This window comes from Candidatus Nanopelagicales bacterium (genome assembly GCA_041393815.1).
In the GTDB taxonomy this organism is placed as follows: Bacteria; Actinomycetota; Actinomycetes; order S36-B12; family JAWKJK01; genus JAWKJK01.
Map to the genome: position 1 here is coordinate 67,084 of JAWKJK010000003.1, position 17,289 is coordinate 84,372.

Genomic DNA, 17,289 nt, shown 5'->3' on the forward strand with positions numbered 1-17,289 from the left:
CTGCGCGCATCCGGCCGGCGGGGCCGTCACCGCCGGGCCAGGGCCTCGGCGAAGACCTCCAGCGCCTGCGGGGTGGGCACGACGAGGGTCGCGACGTCGACGCCGGTGGGCGTGTTCTCCAGGGTCGTGAGGGCGATCCGGATCACCTCCGGCAGCGGCCAGTACGGGTAGGTGGAGCCCAGCGGGGTCAGCGACAGTCTGCGCACGCCGTAGTCGTCGGCGACCGCCAGGCAGGACCGGTAGGCCTGGGCCAGCAGGTGGGTCCGGTCCTGGCGTACCGAGAAGTCGGGCGTGACCACGTGGATGAGAAGGCGCGCCGGCAGCGCCCCGGCGCCGGTGACGACGGCCTCGCCCGCCGGGACCCCGTGGTGGTAGCGCGGCTCGTGCCGGATCAGGTCCTCGCAGGCCTCCGCCACCACGGGGCCGGCCGCGCGCATGAGCTGCGAGGAGTCCACCAGGCGCGGCCGGGCCGACCGGGCCACCGCGTCGGTCGCCTCGGCCTGCAGCGTCCCGTGCCGCACCCGCAGCCGCACCCGTCCACCCTGCCCCAGCCCCCGGCTCGGCGCAGCCGGTCGGGGCCTTGCGGCCCTGGGAGCGGGGGGAACCCGGGGACCAGGCTGGGGGAGAGGGCCCGCGAGAGCTCCTGCTCGCGATGCCCGCGAACCGAAGGAGGCGGCGGGGATGACCACGCAGCGCGTGCAGGAGATCCTGTCCTGGTACGGGGCCGACAACCCCGGGACGCTGGGGAACCTCTACCGGCTGCTGAACCACGGCCGGCTGGCGGGGACCGGGAAGCTGGTCATCCTGCCGGTGGACCAGGGCTTCGAGCACGGGCCGGGGCGCAGCTTCGCGCCGAACCCGGCGGGCTACGACCCGCGCTACCACTTCCAGCTGGCCCTCGACGGCGGCTGCAACGCGTACGCCGCCCCGCTGGGCTTCCTCGAGGCGGGGGCCCGGACCTACGCCGGCCAGCTCCCGCTGATCCTCAAGGCCAACAGCTCCGACTCGCTGTACTCCGGTCCCGACCCGGTGCCCGCGGTCACGGCGTCGGTCGACGACGCGCTGCGGCTGGGCTGCACCGCGATCGGCTTCACGATCTACCCGGGGTCCGCCGGTCGCAACGAGATGTACGAGGAGCTGCGCGAGCTCGCCGCGGAGGCCAAGGCCGCGGGCCTGGTGGTCGTGGTGTGGTCGTACCCCCGCGGCTCGGGCCTGTCCAAGGAGGGCCAGACCGCGGTCGACGTGGTCGCGTACGCCGCGCAGATCGCCGCCCAGCTCGGCGCGCACATCATCAAGGTCAAGCCGCCGACGGACCGGATCGAGAACCCGGCCGCCCGGGAGGCGCTGGAGAAGGCCGGGGTGCCGCTCGGGACGCTGGCCGACCGGGTCCGGCACGTCATCCAGGGCGCCTTCGACGGGCGCCGGATCGTCATCTTCTCCGGCGGGGCGGCGAAGGGGACCGAGGCGGTGCTGGAGGAGAACCGGCAGACCGCGCTCGGCGGCGGCTTCGGCACGATCATGGGCCGCAACTCCTTCCAGCGCCCGCACGACGAGGCCGTCGCCCTGCTGCACGCGGTGCAGGACATCCACGCCACCACCTGGCCCGACGACGCCTGACAGGTGCGCCCGTCGCGCGAGCGCCCCCTCGACCGGCCCGTCTACCGCGACCGAATGAGTCCCCACGTTGTTTGGGGGCCGAATTCGCGCCCGCAAGCAACGCCCGGACTCATTCCGTCGCGGGGTGGGGCAGGCCCCGGGTCAGGCGCCGTGGGTGGCGAGGTAGCCGACCAGGTCGTCCAGGCTGCGCACCCGGGCGTAGTCGGACTCCGGGATCTCCACCCCCGGGTCCGCGGCCAGGGCCTCGACCAGGGAGAGGAAGTCCAGGGAGTCCAGGTCCGCCTCCTCCCGCAGGTCCGCCGCGGGGTCGACGTCGTCGAGGTCGACCTCCGGGGCGATCCGGCTCAGCGCGGCCTGCACGCTCGCGCGCGCGGTCTCGGTGCTCATGTCCGCCTCCGGTGTCGGATGGGTATGCGGGCCGCCGTCACCAGCTGCCCGGGTCGCGCAGCGCCGCGTCGACCGCGGCCAGGAACAGCCCGCCGGTGTGCCCGTCGGTGACCCGGTGGTCGGCGGCCAGCGTGGCCGTGACGACCGGGCGGACCGTGAGCATGCCGTCGACGGCCCAGGGGCGTTCGACGATGCGGCCGAAGCCCACCAGCGCCACCTGCGGGGCGTAGATGACCCCGTGCACCAGTCCGGCCCCCTGGTCGCCCAGGTTGGTCACGGTGATCGTCGGGTCGGCCATCTCCGACCCGCGCAGTCGGCCGGCTCGGGCCCGGGCCACCAGGTCCTTCAGCGCCGCCATCAGGTCGTCGACGTCGCGGGTGTCCGCGTCGTGGATCGCCGGGGCGACCAGGCCGCCCGCGCGCAGCGAGATCGCCACGCCGAGGTGCACGTGCTCGGCGGGACGGAACACGTCGTCCACGACGAACCCGTTGGCCTGCGGCACTTTCCGGGCCGCGGCGGCCGAGGCCTTGAGCAGCAGCGCCGCCGGTACGACCCGCGCCGCGGGCGGCCGGTCGGCGTTGTGCTCGCGCAGCCAGGCCAGCGCCGGCCCGAGGTCGATCGTGGTCTGCAGGTAGTAGTGCGGGATCTCGCGCGCCGACCGCGACATCAGCGTCGCGATCGCCGCCCGCATCGCGGCGGCCCGGTCGTCGCCGGCCCCCTCCGCGGTCAGCGGTACGGGAGCCAGCGCGCGGCTCCGACCGGGCTCCCGTCCGGCCCGCCCGCGGTCCGGCTCGGTGGCCGGCGCAACGCCCGGCGCAGCGGCCGGGGGAGCGGTGGCGGTGTCCGCCGGTGGGGCCGCCGGGGGTGCCGGGCTCTCGGCGGTCGCTGCGGCGAGGACGTCCTCGGCCCGGACCGTCCCGTCCGGCCCGGTGCCGTGCAGGGCGCCGAGGTCCACGCCGCGCTCGGCCGCCAGCCGGCGGGCGTACGGGGACGCAGCGACCCGTCCCCGCGCGGCCGCGGGACGGCGACGCCGCGTCGTCTTCGTCGCGGGTGCGGGCGTGTGCGCGGCCGGGGTCGCCTCCGCGGCCGGTGTCCGCGGGGCCGCCGCGCGTGCGGCGGCCTCGACGTCGGCTCGGGTGACCGCGCCCTCGGGGCCGGTGCCGTGCAGCGACTCCAGGTCCACGCCGCGCTCGTGCGCCAGGTGCCGCACGGTCGGGGGCACCCGTGCGGCGACCGCCGTCGGACGCGAGGGCGCACCCACCGCCGCCATCGCGGCGACCGGTGCCCCGGCGGCCTCGTCCGCATGCTCCGCCGCCGGCACGCCCTCAGGTCCGGCGGACGCGCCCGCGGTGTCCAGCCGGGCCAGCGGGGCCCCGACCGGCACGGTCGTCCCCGGGTCCACCAGCAGGGCCTCGATCACCGCGTCCTCGAACACCTCCACCTCGATCGCCGACTTGGAGGTGTCCACGACGGCCACGACCTGGCCGCGGTGCACGTGGTCGCCGGGGGCGACCAGCCACTCGACCAGGGTCCCCTCGTCCATGTCCGCGCCGAGGGACGGCATCACGAACTCAGCCACGGTCGCCCACCACCTCGCGCACCGCCGCCACGACCCGCTCGGGGCTGGGCAGCGCCGCGAGCTCCAGGTGCCGGGCGTACGGGATCGGCACCTCGGCGGTGCAGACGCGCGCGACGGGGGAGTCGAGGTCGAAGAACGCCTCCTCCATCAGGACCGCGGACACCTCGCCGGCCAAGGACCCGGTCCGCCAGCCCTCGTCCACGACGACGGCGCGGTGCGTCCGGCGCACGGACGACACGAAGGTCGGCCGGTCCAGCGGCCGCAGCACCCGCAGGTCCACGACCTCGACGTGGATCCCGTCCGTGGCCAGCAGGTCCGCCGCGTCCAGCACCGCGGGGAGCGATCCGCCGTACGTGATGACCGTGGCGTCGTCGCCCTCGCGGCGGATCGCTGCCCGCTCGATGTCGACGTCGCCCGCGTCGGCGGCCAGGTCTCCGGCGGCGTTGTACAGCGACCCGTGCTCGAAGATGACCACGGGATCGGGGTCCGCCAGTGCGGGGCCGAGCATGCCGCGCGCGTCCTCCAGCGTCGCCGGCGCCAGCACCCGCAGCCCGGGCACCGAGGCGTACCAGTTCTCCAGCGAGTGGGAGTGCTGCGCGGCCAGCTGGCGGCCGGCCCCGCTGGTCATCCGGATGACCAGCGGGACGTGGAACTGCCCGCCACTCATGTGCAGCATCGACGCGGCGGTGTTGACGATCTGGTCCATCGCGAGCATCGAGAAGTTGACCGTCATGACCTCGACGATCGGTCGCATCCCGGCCAGCGCAGCCCCGATGCCGGCGCCGACGAACGCCGACTCCGACAGCGGGGTGTCCCGGATCCGGTCCTCGCCGAACTCCTCCAGCAGGCCCAGGCTGACGCCGAACGCGCCGCCGTACGGACCCACGTCCTCGCCCATGAGGAACACCCGGTCGTCCGCGCGCATCGCCGCACGGATGGCCTCCCGCATCGCCTCGCGGTACGTGGTCTTCACCATCTCGGCCTCGGCGTGATCCGGCCGCGTGCGCCTGCGCGTCATGACGCACCCCCTCCCACCAGCTCGGACGTGACGAAGCGCAACAGCTCCTCGACCGGCTCGTCGGTGCCGGACTCGGCCGCCTCGATCGCGGCCTCCACCTCGTCGCGGGCCTGCTGGTCCATCGCGGCCAGCGCGTCCGCGTCGGCCAACCCGTCGGCCTCGAGCCGCCGGGCCGACAGCAGCAGCGGATCGCGCTCGCGCCAGGCCTCGATCTCGGCCTTGTCGCGGTAGCGGTCCGGGTCGTACATCGAGTGCGCCCGGAACCGGTAGGTCCGCGCTTCCAGGAACAGCGGTCCGCCGCCGTCGCGCACCGACTCGACGGCACGCCGGGCGGCCTCCCACACCGCGGCGACGTCCATGCCGTCGACCGTCCACGCCGGCATCTCGTACGACGCGGCCTTGAGGGTGAGGTTCGTCTCCGACTCCGACCGCGCCAGCGCGGTGCCCATGGCGTAGAGGTTGTTCTCGCAGAGGAACAGCACCGGCAGGCCCCACAGTGCGGCCAGGTTCATCGACTCGTGGAACTCGCCCTCGGCCACGGCGCCCTCGCCGAAGAAGCACACCGTGACGCGGTCGTCGCCGCGCATCCGGTCGGCCAGCGCCAGACCCACCGCCAGCGGTAGGCCGCCGCCGACGATTCCGTTGCCGCCGTAGAAGCGAGCGGGCGCGTGGAACAGGTGCATCGAGCCCCCGCGGCCGCGGCTGACGCCCTCGACCCGGCCGTACATCTCCGCCATCACCGCGTCCATCGGCACGCCACGCGCGAGGGCGTGGCCGTGCTCGCGGTACGTGCTGACGACGGCGTCGTCGGGCCGCAGGTGCGCCAGCACCCCGACCGCGACCGCCTCCTCACCGATGTAGAGGTGCAGGAAGCCGCGGATCTTGGTGGCGCTGTAGAGCTCGACGCAGCGCTCCTCGAACCGGCGGATCCTCAGCATCTCCCGGTGCAGCGACAATGCTGACTCCCTGGTCAGCGCAACCGCGGTGGTCATCGTGCCCCCTCGAGGGTGGACAGGTCGCCCTCCGGCAGCCCGAGCTCGCGGGCGCGCAGCAGGCGGCGCATGATCTTGCCGCTGCGGGTCTTCGGCAGGTCGTCCCGGAAGTCGATGGCCCGGGGGGCGACCGCGGGACCCAGTCGTGAGCGGGCGAAGCCGACCAGCTGCAGCCGCAGCTCCTCGGACGGCTCGTAGCCAGGGTTGAGCGCCACGAAGGCCTTGACGACCTCGCCGGCGACCGGGTCCGGCACCCCGATGACCCCGGCCTCGGCGACCGCCTCGTGCTCCAGCAGCGCGTTCTCCACCTCGAACGGGCCGATCAGGTGGCCGGCGGACTTGATGACGTCGTCGCCGCGCCCGATGAACCAGAACCAGCCGTCAGCGTCCCGCTTGGCCAGGTCCCCACTGAGGTACCAGCCGCCGCGGAAGGCCGTGGCGTAGCGGTCCGGGGCGCCGAGGTAGCCGCGCATCATCGACGGCCACGGCGTGCCCAGCGCGAGCTCGCCCTCGGTGTCCGGCTCGGTGACCACGACGGGGAGCCCGTCGGAGTCCAGCGACAGCGACCCGTCCGGCTCCCGGGACAGGATGGCCGCCGTCATCCCCGGGACGGGGCGGCCCATGGCGCCCGGCCGGATGGGCACGCTCGCGTAGTTCGCGATCATGATCGCGCCGGTCTCCGTCTGCCACCAGGTGTCGTGGATGGGTCGGCCGAAGGCCTCCTCGCCCCACAGCACCACCTCGGGGTTCAGCGGCTCACCGACGCTGCAGACGTGCCGCAGGTCGCGGAACTCGTGCTGCTGCGCTCGGTCCAGCCCCGCCTTCATCAGCATCCGCAGCGCGGTGGGCGCCGTGTACCAGACGGTGACCCGCTCCTGCTCCAGCAGCGAGTACCAGCGGTCGGGGTCGAGCTCTTCTTCGTCCACCACGACGGTCACGCCACAGGTGAGCGGGGCGATGACGCCGTACGACGTGCCCGTGACCCAGCCGGGGTCGGCGGTGCACCAGAACACGTCGTCGTCGCGCAGGTCCAGAACGAACCGGGCGGTGGCGTGGTGCGCGACCACCGCGTCGTGCACGTGCACCGCACCCTTCGGCGTTCCCGTCGTGCCGCTGGTGAAGTGCACGAGCGCCATGTCCTCGGGATCGGTGTCGGTGAACGGCTCCACCGCGTCGCTCGCCGCCATCACCGCGTCGAAGTCCTGGGCCGTCGGATCGCTGACCCTCTCCTGTCCCGGGCCCACCAGCAGCACGTGCCGCAGGGCCGGCAGCTCGTCGCGGATCGGTGCCACCTTGCGCCGGTACAGCGCCGGCGTCGTCACCAGCACGGCACCGTCGCCCAGTTGGAGCCGCTGCCGCACTGGTTCGGGCCCGAACGCGCTGAACAGCGGGCAGAACACCGCGCGGTGCCGCAGCGTGCCGAGCAGTGCCACGTACAGCGCGGGCTTGCGCTCCATCAGGGTGAAGACCCGCTCGCCCGGCTGCACGCCGAGCTCGGTCAGCACCTGCGCGAACCGGCCCGTCGCCGTCGCCAGGTCGGCGTACGTGAGCTCGGCGTCCACCCCGTCACGCCGCAGGAACCGCAGCGCGACCCGGTCGCCGCGACCGTGCGCGACGTGCCGGTCGACCGCCTCGTACGCGATGTTCAGCCCGCCGCCGGGCAGGCCGTCGAGCCAGTCGCGGGCTCGGTCCCAGGTGAAGTCGGCGGCGACGGCGTCGTAGTCCGGCAGCACGGCCGCGGCCGCAATCGTCGGGTCCTTGGTGATGACGGGCCACCCCATGACGCACCTCCCGCGGGCGAGGCGGTCTCCCGCCCAGCAGACCACCGCCGACCGTCCGCGCGGCAGGGCCGGAGGGCCCGCCCGGCACGGGCTACGGTGGCGCGATGGACGTACTCCGGACGCCGGACGAGCGATTCGCCGACCTGCCCGACTACCCGTGGGCCCCGCGCTACGTCGAGGTGGACGACGACGAGGGCGGCGCGCTGCGCGTGCACGTCCTCGACGTCGGTGACCCGGCGGCGGCGCCGGTGCTGCTGCTGCACGGCGAGCCGTCGTGGTCCTACCTCTACCGGTCCATGGTCCCGGTGCTGGTCGACGCCGGGCTTCGGGTCGTCGCTCCCGACCTGGTCGGGTTCGGCCGCTCCGACAAGCCGGCACGACCCGAGGACCACACGTATGCACGCCACGTCGGCTGGGTCACCGCAGCGGTGCTCGGGGACCAGGGCGGCGGCCTGGACCTGCACGGCGTGACGCTGGTGGGCCAGGACTGGGGTGGTCTGATCGGCCTGCGGGTGCTGGCCGAGAACCCGGACCGGTTCACCGCCGCCGTAGTCGCCAACACCGGCCTCCCCACCGGCGACCGACCGCTGACGGACGCCTTCGCGGCCTGGCAGCGGTTCGCCCGCGAGACCCCCGAGTTCCCCGTCGGCGGCATCGTGTCGGGCGGATGCCGCACGCCGCTGGCGCCGGAGGTCGTGGCCGCGTACGACGCGCCGTTCCCGGACGAGTCGTACAAGGCCGGCCCCCGCGCCCTGCCCGCCCTGGTGCCCACCTCGCCCGACGACCCCGCGGCCGACGCGAACCGGCGCGCGTGGGAGGTGCTCGCGGCGTGGGACCGCCCCCTGCTCACCGCGTTCTCCGACTCCGACCCCATCACCGCGGGCGGGGAGCGGGTGTTCCAGCGGACCGTGCCCGGGGCGGCCGGCGTGCGGCACGTGACCATCCGCGACGCCGGCCACTTCCTGCAGGAGGACCGCGGCCCGGTCCTGGCCGACACGGTGGTGCGCTTCCTGTCCGGCGACCTCGTCGCGACGGGCACTCCGGAGGACCTCGCATGAAGGTGATGCGGATCGGCGAGCGCGGCCAGGAGCGGCCCGCGGTGCACGTCGGCGACGCCGGCTACGTGGACGTCTCCGACGTCGTGCCCGACGTCGACGAGCGGTTCCTCGGCTCCGGCGCCCTGGCGGGGCTGTCGGCCGTGGTCGACGAGCGGGTCGCCGCGGGGCGGGTCACGCCGTGGTCGGGGGAGCGGGTCGGCGCGCCGATCGCGCGGCCGCACCAGGTCCTGTGCATCGGCCTGAACTACGCCGACCACGCCGCCGAGGCGGGCGCACCCATCCCGGCCGAGCCGATCGTGTTCACCAAGCCGCCGAACTCGATGGTGGGTCCCGACGACGACGTCTTCTTCCCGCGCGGGGCCACCAAGCTGGACTGGGAGGTCGAGCTCGGCGTCGTTGTCGGTCGGCGCTGCCGCTACCTCGCCGACGAGGAGGAGGCCCGGGACGCCATCGCCGGCTATGTGGTCGTCAACGACGTGAGCGAGCGCGCCTGGCAGCTCGAGCGTGGCGGGGGCCAGTGGGGCAAGGGGAAGTCGGCGGAGACGTTCACCCCGTGCGGGCCCTGGCTGGTGACGGCCGACGAGGTGCCGGACCCGACCGCGCTGCGGCTGTGGCTGGAGGTCAACGGGAAGAGGCGGCAGGACGGGTCGACGGCGACGATGATCTTCACGCCGACGTTCCTGGTGCACCACCTCAGCCAGTTCCTGGTGCTCGAGCCCGGGGACCTCATCAGCACCGGCACGCCACCGGGCGTGGCGCTGGGGCTGTCGCCGTCCCCGTGGCTGCAGGTCGGAGACGTCGTGACGCTCGGCATCGACGGCCTGGGCTCCCAGCGGCAGCGGGTGGTCGCGGCCCCCTGACGGGCCCGCACGACGGGGTGCCGCGTCGCACCCGGACGGGGACCAACGCCTCCGGCGGAGCCGGCCGCGCCGTGGTGGGCTGGAGTCAGGGAGGGCGGCCGCGCTCCCGTTCGGCCACCGATGTCGGGAGGCCCGAGATGACGACCCTCAGCGGCCCGGTACGACGGGTCCTCACGTTCGGCGACGACGGCTCGGACGGGGCCGACGTCGCGTGGCTGTGGGTGAACAACCACGTGTGGCCGGGATGGTCGGCCCGGGTGGTGCACGCCCACCTGCCCGAGATCGGGCCGCCGCCGCCGGAGGACGAGGCGCGGCTGCACGGCTGGGAGCCGCCGCAGCCGCGACGCGCGTTCCAGGAGTCCGGGCTCGACGGCGTCGAGTACCTGCGCGCCGACGGGGACCCGCGGCTGGTGCTCACGCACGCCGGTGGCGACCTGCTCGTCATCGGTCACCGCGGGGCAGGGGTCTGGAAGGCGCTGCACATCGGCAGCACCGCCGAGTGGCTCCTGCAGCAGCCCCCGGTCCCGCTGGTGATGGTGCGCTCCGCGCGCACGACCCGGCGCGTGCTGCTGTGCGTGGACGGCTCGCCGCACGCGCGGGCCGCCTGCGACACGCTGCTCGCGCTGCCGTGGCTCGAGGGCCTGGAGGTGGTCGTGGCGGGCGTCGTCGAGCGGGGTCACGATCCGCAGCCCGCGGTCGCCGAGTCCGCGGAGGCCCTGGCCGCGGCGGGAGCTGTCGTGCAGGGTCGCCTGGTGCGCCCCGGCGAGCTGGACCTGGTGGTGAACGTACGCGCCAGCCTCTTCGACCTGATGGACCAGGTGCGACCCGACGTGGTGGCGTTGGGCACCCGCGGCCTGCTCGGCTTCCGCCGGCTGCGGCTGGGCTCCACGGCGAGCGCGGTGGCCCGGCATGCGTCGTGCACCGTCCTGCTGACCCATGCCCGCACGCAGGAGGACCCGGCCGTCTAGGGTGCGCCGGGTGAGGGCCTTCGTCGTCACCGGAGCCGGGCGGGGCGTGGTCGAGGACGTGCCCGCGCCGGTGCCGCGCGCCGGCGAGGCGGTCGTCGAGGTCGACCGGGTCGGGGTGTGCGGCACCGACGTGGAGTTCTTCACCGGCGTGATGGCCTACCTGCACCAGGGGCACGCGGCGTACCCGCTGCGGCTGGGCCACGAGTGGGCCGGGACCGTGGTCGAGACCGGCCCCGGGGTCGACCAGGGCTGGGTCGGCTCGCGGGTCACCGGAGACACCATGCTCGGCTGCGGCACGTGCGCCCGCTGCCGCAGCGGCCGCCAGCACGTGTGCGCCGACCGGTACGAGATCGGTATCCGCGGCGGTTGGCCGGGCGCGCTCGCCGAGCGGCTCCCCGTACCCGTGCGGGCGCTGCACCGCTTGCCCGACACGGTGGACGCAACCGCCGGTGCGCTGGTGGAGCCGGGCGGCAACGCGCTGCGGGCCGTCGAGGGCGCGGACCTGCGTCCCGGTGATCGTCTGCTGGTCTGGGGCAGCGGGACGATCGGCATGCTGTGCGCGCTGTTCGCCCGCCGGACCGGGGCGCAGGTGCACCTCGCCGGCGTGGACCCGGTGACGCTCGCGCTGGCCCGCGACCTCGGCGTCGACCACGTGCACGACCCCGGTGCGTCGCCGGAGGGTCCGTACGACGCGGTGATCGACGCGACCTACGGCGCCGACGTGCCTGCCCGCGCCCTGGACCTGGTCGAGCCGGGCCGGCACGTGGTCTACATCGGCCTCGCCGGGGAGCCCAGCCCGATCGACACCCGCACCCTGGTGCTGAAGGACGTGACCGCGGTGGGCGTGCTGAGCGCGTCGCCCGGGCTGGCCGGCGCGATCGACGCGTACGCGCGCGGGCAGGTCGACCCGCGGCCGCTGGTCGCCGCCACGGTCGGCCTCGACGGGGTCGCGGCGGTGCTGGCGGGGGAGCGGCCGGAGGGCAGCGGGCCGGGACCCAAGGTGCACGTGGACCCCCGCATCCCACCGGCCTGAGGGCCGAGGACCGAGGAGGCAGACGCATGACGGACTTCGACGGGCTGGTCGCGGCGATCACGGGCGGGGCCGGCGGGATCGGGGCCGCGACGGCTCGCGAGCTGGCGGACCGTGGTGCACGCGTGGTCGTCCTCGACACCACTGAGGCGCTGGACGGGCCGTGGCGGTCGCTGTGGTGCGACGTGACGGACCGCAGCTCCGTCGAGGCCGCCGTGGCGGAGATCGCGTCGTCGTACGGCGGCCTGGACGTGCTCGTGCATGCCGCCGGGGTGGGAGCCGTGGGCGACGTCGCGGCGGGAGACGACGAGGAGTGGCGCCGGGTCCTGGACATCAACGTCGTCGGGGTCGCGCGCGTGACCGCCGCCGCGCTGCCGCACCTGCGTGACTCGGGGTCCGCCGTCGTGGTCACGGTGGGATCCGCCGTCGTCAGCGTCGGCGTCCCGGAGCGGGCGGCCTACACCGCGAGCAAGGGGGCGGTGCACGCGCTGACCCTGGCCATGGCCGCGGACTACGTCCGGGACGGCATCCGGGTCGTCGGCGTCGCTCCGGGCACCACCGACACCGCGTGGGTGCAGCGGCTGCTCGCGTCGTCAGGCGACGCGGACGAGGCGATGCGCAGGCTCCGCCAGCGCCAGGCCATCGGGCGGCTCGTCGCCCCCGAGGAGGTGGCGCGCGCGATCGCGTTCCTCGCCTCACCGGGGTCGGGTGCGACGACCGGTGCGATCCTCGCCGTGGACGGCGGGATGACCGGGCTCAGGCTGCCGAGCTGACCTGCTCCTGCGCGCCCGCCGGGGTGCTGCGGTAGACCGTGGCCCACGCGCACAGCAGCCACGCCGAGAGCAGCCCGAGCACGAGCCACGCGATCACCGACGCGATCACCCCGCCGATGAAGAACGAGTTGAGCGCGGCCAGCAGGAAGAACACGAACAGCACGACGGCGAGGACCACCGTCGTGAGCAGCCAGCGCCCGAAGCGGAAACCCATCGCGTGGAAGTTCGTGGCGACCACGTTGCGGCGCCCGTCCATCGCGGCGAGCAGCACGAACGGGGTCAGCGCGATGACCACCAGTCCGGGGACCGTGTAGAGCATCAGGCCGATCATCACCGCCACGAGCAGCAGCACCGCGTGCAGGCTGAACCACCCCAGCCGCTCCCGGGCCGTGGCCATGGCCGCTCCGAGGCTCACCGGGCCGTCGACGGCGTGCAGCGCGGCGGAGACCTGCAGGGCCAGGGCGAGCAGGAACGCGGCGAACGACACGGCCGACGCCAGCAGGAACCACAGCGACAGCCCGGGCGTGAGGTCGGGCCACGTCAGCAGCGCCTGCACCACCGTGTTGAGCACGACGGCCACCAGCACCGGACGCCAGGCCCGCACCATGCGGGCGAACCCGCTGAGCAGCACGGAGAACCCGTACCGACGCTCCACCGGTGCGGGGGTGTCCACGGTCTCGACGGCGCTCACGACGTGGCCTCCGCGTTGCGGTCGATGACGGCCTGCACGTCCCCGGAGTACAGCTGCGTGCCCCCGACGGTGAGCGTCATGGTGAGCGGCGTGGTGAGGGGCGCGATCACCTCGATCGGGTCTCCGTCCTGGGTCGTGCCCTCGCAGCGGTAGCTGTCGGTCTCCTTGCGGCACACCGGCGCCTCGAGGATCGCGACGTCCTGCTCGAGCAGCAGGTCGTTGGCCGCAATCCGCAGCGTGGCCTCCGGGACGCCCGAGACCTGGGCGAGCGCGTCGACCTGCGAGCACCCGGACAGCAGCGCGGCCAGCCCGGCCAGCCCGGCGGCCGCGAGCACCACGGCGACCGGGCCCCTCCGTCGACGGCGGTGCGGGTCGGTGCGGACGCCGGTCATGACGGCTGCCCCTGCTCGTAGGCGACCAGGCGGGCCCGCTGCTCGGCGTGCGCGCGCTCCAGGTCGGCGTCGGTGATCGTGCTGAGGTCGAACGGAGCCGGCAGCAGCAGCTCGCAGTTGCGGTCCAGCGGGGAGCCCAGCCGCATCGGCGGGTTCTCGATCCAGTCGTTCGCGGACAGCTCCCGGCTCAGCGACGCCAGCCCGACGGCGGACAGGTCGCCCTCGGTCCAGGCGGCGGGGGATGCGTGGTCCAGCGTCGTGGTGAAGATGGACAGCGTCCCGTCCCGGTTGTCGACGATCTCGATCATCTGCTGCTGCTGGGGGAAGTCGATGCACGACGCGGTCGTGATCTCCCAGAAGCCGCCGCCGCCCTCGCGGTGGTGGGCGAAGATCGTGTTGATGTGGGTGTGGCCGTTGACCCACGCGACCATGTTCGGGAACTCGTTGAGCATCGCCACGAACTCCTCGGCGTGGTAGAGCTTCTCGCCGGGGTTGAAGACCGCGGTGGCGCCGTTCTCCAGGGTCGTGCTGTTGTGGTGGCTGAGCACCACGCACAGCTTGTTCTCGGCCTGGGCCTGCGCCAGCTGACCCTTCAGCCAGTCGAACTGGCTCTGCGGCACCGCCCCGTCCGGCCCGGCCACCTGGTTGCAGGTGTCGAGGCCGAAGGCGCGGACGTACGGGCTGATGTCCGCCGACCACCAGGTCTCGCCGGTGTCGAGGTTGCGCTGGGTGAAGCCGTGCCCGACCGGACCGGGGACCGGCGTGGTCTGGAAGTGCGCGGCCATGAAGTCGGTCTGCTCGAGCAGCTTGCGCGCCGGGTCGGGCGTGACCGAGTGGATGCCCGGCTGGAACCCGAAGTTGTTCATCACCGAGTTGACCAGGCGGCCGAACGGGCTGGTGTCCATCGCCAGGCCCTCGAAGCTGGCCTCGCCGAGTGCGGTCCACGTCGACGCCTTGCGGGACCCGAGCGCCCATGCCTTCAGCTGGGAGTTGATGGAGAACGTGCCGTTCAGGGTGGTGTCGTGGTTGCCGTAGACGGCGTACCAGGGGACCGGCAGGCCCACCGACTCCACCGGCGAGCTGATCGCGGCCTCGAGCATGCCGGGGATGCGCGGGAACCCGTACTCCCCGAACCAGTCCCCGTCGGGGTTGTCCGGGTGGTAGGCGTAGGTGGCCTCGTCCCAGACCTGCACGCCCTCGTAGACACCCGGCTGGCCGCTGTCGGGGGTGACGGTCTGTCCGTCGAGGCTGCTGATGTACCACTCCAGCTCCAGCTGGGACAGCTGGTCGGCGACGTCACCGGTGACGACCGCTGCCGCCATCGGCGCGCCCGTGACCGGGCTGACCCGGGCGGCGGACATCGCGGCGACCATCGCGGCGGTGACGTGCAGGGTGAGCGTGTCCTGCGGCCGCACCACGCCGGCCCACAGGCTCGCGCTCTGCCCCGCCATTGGCTCCAGCCGCGCGGGTGACTGGGCGTCCATCACATGGATGTCGGACAGGTGGCCGAGGTAGGTCAGTGACCGGCGCCGGGACGCTCGGTCGTCGGCGGGGGCCGCCCCGAGCAGGTCCTCGCGGACGACGTGCGGCTCCCCGGGCGCGGCGACCAGGGTGCGGTACTGCTTGTACCGCGGAGCGGTGAGCCGGATCGTCTCCAGCAGGGTGGTCGGGGCCTCCGACGGCGTCATCGGGGCCGCGAGCGCGGCCCCGACGGCGGCACGGGGGAGCCCCCAGGCGGCGGCGAGCGCCCCGACCGTGGCCAGGAACGCGCGGCGTGACAGACCGGTCAGAGCAGCCTCCTCCCGACGGGGCGCCCGAGCGCCACGGCGTGCGTGCGACCGTAGCAGCGGGCCTCGGCTCGCTGCGTGCGATCCGGCCCGGTGTCGCGCCCCGTGTCGCCCCATCCGTTGCGGTGCCGGTTCCGTGTGCTGTAGCTGACGGAACCGGCACCACAACGGGAAGTGGGGCGGGCTACGGGGAGCCGAGGGCCGCGGAGACGACCTCGCGGGCCTGCTGCTGGATCAGCGCGAGGTGCTCGGGTCCGCGGAAGGACTCCGCGTAGATCTTGTAGACGTCCTCGGTGCCGGACGGGCGGGCGGCGAACCAGCCGTCCACGGTCACCACCTTCAGCCCGCCGATCGGCGCGTGGTTGCCCGGCGCCTCGGTGAGGATCGCGGTGATCGGCTCGCCGGCCAGCTCGGTGGCCGTGACCTGGGCGGGGGACAGGGCGGCCAGGACCGCCTTCTCCTCCCGGCTGGCCGGGGCGTCCACGCGCGCGTACACCGGCGCCCCGAACCGCTCGGTCAGCCCGGCGTAGCGTCGCGACGGCGTCTCCCCGGTCACGGCGAGCATCTCCGAGGCGAGCAGCGCGAGGATGATGCCGTCCTTGTCGGTGGTCCACACCGACCCGTCCCGACGCAGGAACGAGGCCCCCGCGCTCTCCTCGCCGCCGAACGCGACCGACCCGTCGAGCAGCCCCGGTACGAACCACTTGAACCCGACCGGGACCTCCAGCAGCCCCCGCCCCAGCGCCGCCGTGACCCGGTCGATCATCGACGAGCTCACCACCGTCTTGCCGACCTGCGCGGACGCGGGCCATCCGTCCCGGTGCGCGAACAGGTAGTCGATGGCGGCGGCCAGGAAGTGGTTGGGGTTCATCAGCCCCCCGTCGGGGGTCACGATGCCGTGCCGGTCGGAGTCCGCGTCGTTGCCGGTCGCGACGTCGAAGCGGTCCCGCTGCCCGATCAGCGACGCCATCGCGTGCGGCGACGAGCAGTCCATCCGGATCTTGCCGTCCCAGTCCAGTGTCATGAAGCGCCAGGTCGGGTCGGTGAGCGGGTTGACCACGGTGAGGTCGAGTCGGTGCCGCTCCGCGATCGCCGCCCAGTAGTCGACGCTGGCTCCGCCCAGCGGGTCCGCGCCGATCCGTACGCCCGCGGCGCGGATCGCGTCGATGTCGACGACGGCGGGCAGGTCGTCGACGTAGCGCCCGAGGAAGTCGTGGGCCTCGGTCGTGGCGGCGGCGCGGGCGCGGGAGAAGGGGGTGCGGCGCACCCCCTCCAGGCCCTGCTCGAGGTAGGCGTTCGCCCGGTCCTGGATGACCCGGGTGATGTCCGAGCCGGCCGGCCCGCCGTCCGGCGGGTTGTACTTGAACCCGCCGTCGCGGGGCGGGTTGTGCGACGGGGTCACCACGATGCCGTCGGCCAGCGCCGGGTCGTTCGGACCCCTGCCGCGGTTGTGGGCGAGGATCGCGTGCGAGACAGCGGGCGTGGGGGTCAGCCCCTCACCGCTGTCCACCAGCACCGTGACGCCGTTGGCCGCCAGCACCTCCAGCGCCGTCGTCCACGCCGGCAGGCTCAGTCCGTGGCTGTCGCGCCCCAGGAACAGCGGGCCGTCGATGCCCTGGGCCGAGCGGTAGTCGCAGATCGCCTGCGTCGTGGCCGCGATGTGGTCCTCGTTGAACGCCGCGTCCAGGGCCGACCCGCGGTGGCCCGACGTCCCGAACGACACCCGCTGGCCCGGGTCGGCCAGGTCGGGGTGCCGCGTGTAGTACGCCGTCACCAGCGCGGGGACGTCGACGAGGTCGCTCGGGAGGGCCGGGGTCCCGGCGCGCGGGTCGAGGTTGCTCACGGGGACTCCTTCGCTCGCGGACGCCCCATCGTGTCAGCCCCGCCGCGGGCGACGCAGGCGGACCTGGTGAGGGACGAACGGGGGAGGGAGCGGTGCGATCAGAGCTGCGACATCGCCGGCGGCGTCCGCGCGGCCACCCGGCCCAGCTTGCTCGCGCTGCCGAGCTCCTCGGCCATGAACTGCCGCAGCAGGTCGATCGCCTGCACGACCTTGTCGCCGTTCAGCGAGTAGAAGGTGTGCGGCCCGCTGCGCTCGGCCTGGACCACGCTGCGCTCGCGGAGGACGGCGAGGTGCTGGCTGGTGTTGGGCTGGCCCATGCCGAGCGCGTCGGCCAGCTCGCCCACCGTCATCGGCCCGTTGCGCAGCTCGTTGATGATGAGCAGGCGCTTGGGGTCGGCGATGGCCTTGCACAGTCGCGCGTGCAGGTCGTGGATCTCCAACGCGGTCTCGCGGTCCATCAGACCTCCCTTCCGGGCCGACTCCGGCGCATGAGGCATACATACTTGCGCATGG

At 74.2% G+C, this 17,289-nt stretch carries 17 protein-coding genes; 6 read left to right on the top strand and 11 right to left on the bottom strand.

The window, feature by feature from the left end; all coding sequences use genetic code 11:
- Positions 1 to 26: 26 nt before the first annotated feature.
- Positions 27 to 533, bottom strand: coding sequence for a macro domain-containing protein (locus R2737_09915; GenBank protein MEZ5116570.1), 507 nt, complete (start codon positions 531 to 533; stop codon positions 27 to 29).
- A 148-nt stretch (positions 534 to 681) separates the two neighbouring features.
- Here R2737_09915 and R2737_09920 point away from each other — a divergent pair, with 148 nt between their 5' ends.
- On the top strand, positions 682 to 1,617 hold the full coding sequence (locus tag R2737_09920) for a class I fructose-bisphosphate aldolase (GenBank protein ID MEZ5116571.1): 936 nt from the start codon (positions 682 to 684) through the stop codon (positions 1,615 to 1,617).
- A gap of 141 nt (positions 1,618 to 1,758) precedes the next feature.
- Here the strand turns inward: R2737_09920 and R2737_09925 are convergent, their stop codons facing one another.
- The 5 genes from R2737_09925 to acsA are packed head-to-tail and all read right to left on the bottom strand — an operon-like array spanning position 1,759 to position 7,374.
- Complete coding sequence (locus R2737_09925) at positions 1,759 to 2,004, bottom strand: acyl carrier protein (GenBank protein MEZ5116572.1); 246 nt, start codon at positions 2,002 to 2,004, stop codon at positions 1,759 to 1,761.
- Between the two features lie 37 nt (positions 2,005 to 2,041).
- Positions 2,042 to 3,583, bottom strand: coding sequence for a dihydrolipoamide acetyltransferase family protein (locus R2737_09930; protein MEZ5116573.1), 1,542 nt, complete (start codon positions 3,581 to 3,583; stop codon positions 2,042 to 2,044).
- On the bottom strand, positions 3,576 to 4,601 hold the full coding sequence (locus tag R2737_09935) for a pyruvate dehydrogenase complex E1 component subunit beta (GenBank protein MEZ5116574.1): 1,026 nt from the start codon (positions 4,599 to 4,601) through the stop codon (positions 3,576 to 3,578). Before R2737_09935 ends, R2737_09930 begins: the two co-directional genes overlap by 8 nt.
- A complete protein-coding gene (gene pdhA, locus R2737_09940) occupies positions 4,598 to 5,593 on the bottom strand; it encodes a pyruvate dehydrogenase (acetyl-transferring) E1 component subunit alpha (GenBank protein MEZ5116575.1) in 996 nt (331 codons plus the stop codon). The genes R2737_09935 and pdhA overlap by 4 nt, the downstream gene beginning before the upstream one ends.
- Entirely contained in the window at positions 5,590 to 7,374 is a 1,785-nt protein-coding gene (gene acsA, locus R2737_09945; protein ID MEZ5116576.1) for an acetate--CoA ligase, read from the bottom strand. The genes pdhA and acsA overlap by 4 nt, the downstream gene beginning before the upstream one ends.
- Before the next feature lie 104 nt (positions 7,375 to 7,478).
- Between acsA and R2737_09950 the strand changes: the two genes are divergently transcribed.
- The 5 genes from R2737_09950 to R2737_09970 all read left to right on the top strand — a co-directional run bounded on the left by R2737_09950 (position 7,479) and on the right by R2737_09970 (position 12,063).
- The gene (locus R2737_09950; protein MEZ5116577.1) at positions 7,479 to 8,432 is read left to right on the top strand and encodes a haloalkane dehalogenase; all 954 of its coding nucleotides are present in this window, start codon (positions 7,479 to 7,481) and stop codon (positions 8,430 to 8,432) included.
- Positions 8,429 to 9,292, top strand: coding sequence for a fumarylacetoacetate hydrolase family protein (locus tag R2737_09955; protein MEZ5116578.1), 864 nt, complete (start codon positions 8,429 to 8,431; stop codon positions 9,290 to 9,292). The genes R2737_09950 and R2737_09955 overlap by 4 nt, the downstream gene beginning before the upstream one ends.
- Before the next feature lie 137 nt (positions 9,293 to 9,429).
- Positions 9,430 to 10,260: a universal stress protein gene (locus tag R2737_09960; GenBank protein MEZ5116579.1), complete on the top strand. Its 831-nt coding sequence runs from the start codon at positions 9,430 to 9,432 to the stop codon at positions 10,258 to 10,260.
- 10 nt (positions 10,261 to 10,270) lie between these two features.
- Complete coding sequence (locus R2737_09965) at positions 10,271 to 11,293, top strand: alcohol dehydrogenase catalytic domain-containing protein (GenBank protein ID MEZ5116580.1); 1,023 nt, start codon at positions 10,271 to 10,273, stop codon at positions 11,291 to 11,293.
- Positions 11,294 to 11,319: 26 nt separating this feature from the next.
- Complete coding sequence (locus R2737_09970; protein ID MEZ5116581.1) at positions 11,320 to 12,063, top strand: SDR family oxidoreductase; 744 nt, start codon at positions 11,320 to 11,322, stop codon at positions 12,061 to 12,063.
- On the opposite strand, the gene R2737_09975 is transcribed toward R2737_09970, so the two are convergent.
- The 5 genes from R2737_09975 to R2737_09995 all read right to left on the bottom strand — a co-directional run bounded on the left by R2737_09975 (position 12,047) and on the right by R2737_09995 (position 17,234).
- Positions 12,047 to 12,754, bottom strand: a complete 708-nt coding sequence (locus tag R2737_09975; GenBank protein ID MEZ5116582.1) for a hypothetical protein — start codon at positions 12,752 to 12,754, stop codon at positions 12,047 to 12,049. The two genes, R2737_09970 and R2737_09975, sit on opposite strands and share 17 nt — an antisense overlap.
- On the bottom strand, positions 12,751 to 13,146 hold the full coding sequence (locus tag R2737_09980) for a hypothetical protein (GenBank protein MEZ5116583.1): 396 nt from the start codon (positions 13,144 to 13,146) through the stop codon (positions 12,751 to 12,753). The genes R2737_09975 and R2737_09980 overlap by 4 nt, the downstream gene beginning before the upstream one ends.
- A complete protein-coding gene (locus tag R2737_09985) occupies positions 13,143 to 14,834 on the bottom strand; it encodes a TIGR03767 family metallophosphoesterase (protein MEZ5116584.1) in 1,692 nt (563 codons plus the stop codon). Before R2737_09985 ends, R2737_09980 begins: the two co-directional genes overlap by 4 nt.
- Positions 14,835 to 15,117: 283 nt before the next feature.
- Positions 15,118 to 16,776 (bottom strand): phosphoglucomutase (alpha-D-glucose-1,6-bisphosphate-dependent), encoded by a 1,659-nt coding sequence (pgm, locus tag R2737_09990; GenBank protein MEZ5116585.1) that lies wholly within the window; start codon positions 16,774 to 16,776, stop codon positions 15,118 to 15,120.
- Positions 16,777 to 16,874: 98 nt separating this feature from the next.
- Positions 16,875 to 17,234 carry a metalloregulator ArsR/SmtB family transcription factor gene (locus R2737_09995; GenBank protein MEZ5116586.1) on the bottom strand — a complete coding sequence of 120 codons (360 nt, stop codon included), beginning with the start codon at positions 17,232 to 17,234 and terminating at the stop codon, positions 16,875 to 16,877.
- Positions 17,235 to 17,289 lie beyond the last annotated feature (55 nt).

What these genes read in the sequence shown, in the direction of transcription:
- R2737_09920 (MEZ5116571.1), top strand. Translation starts at nt 682, where the DNA reads ATGACCACGCAGCGCGTGCAGGAGATCCTGTCCTGGTACGGGGCCGAC.
- R2737_09925 (MEZ5116572.1), bottom strand. Translation starts at nt 2,004, where the DNA reads ATGAGCACCGAGACCGCGCGCGCGAGCGTGCAGGCCGCGCTGAGCCGG.
- R2737_09935 (MEZ5116574.1), bottom strand. Translation starts at nt 4,601, where the DNA reads ATGACGCGCAGGCGCACGCGGCCGGATCACGCCGAGGCCGAGATGGTG.
- pdhA (MEZ5116575.1), bottom strand. Translation starts at nt 5,593, where the DNA reads ATGACCACCGCGGTTGCGCTGACCAGGGAGTCAGCATTGTCGCTGCAC.
- acsA (MEZ5116576.1), bottom strand. Translation starts at nt 7,374, where the DNA reads ATGGGGTGGCCCGTCATCACCAAGGACCCGACGATTGCGGCCGCGGCC.
- R2737_09950 (MEZ5116577.1), top strand. Translation starts at nt 7,479, where the DNA reads ATGGACGTACTCCGGACGCCGGACGAGCGATTCGCCGACCTGCCCGAC.
- R2737_09955 (MEZ5116578.1), top strand. Translation starts at nt 8,429, where the DNA reads ATGAAGGTGATGCGGATCGGCGAGCGCGGCCAGGAGCGGCCCGCGGTG.
- R2737_09960 (MEZ5116579.1), top strand. Translation starts at nt 9,430, where the DNA reads ATGACGACCCTCAGCGGCCCGGTACGACGGGTCCTCACGTTCGGCGAC.
- R2737_09970 (MEZ5116581.1), top strand. Translation starts at nt 11,320, where the DNA reads ATGACGGACTTCGACGGGCTGGTCGCGGCGATCACGGGCGGGGCCGGC.
- R2737_09980 (MEZ5116583.1), bottom strand. Translation starts at nt 13,146, where the DNA reads ATGACCGGCGTCCGCACCGACCCGCACCGCCGTCGACGGAGGGGCCCG.
- R2737_09985 (MEZ5116584.1), bottom strand. Translation starts at nt 14,834, where the DNA reads ATGACGCCGTCGGAGGCCCCGACCACCCTGCTGGAGACGATCCGGCTC.
- R2737_09995 (MEZ5116586.1), bottom strand. Translation starts at nt 17,234, where the DNA reads ATGGACCGCGAGACCGCGTTGGAGATCCACGACCTGCACGCGCGACTG.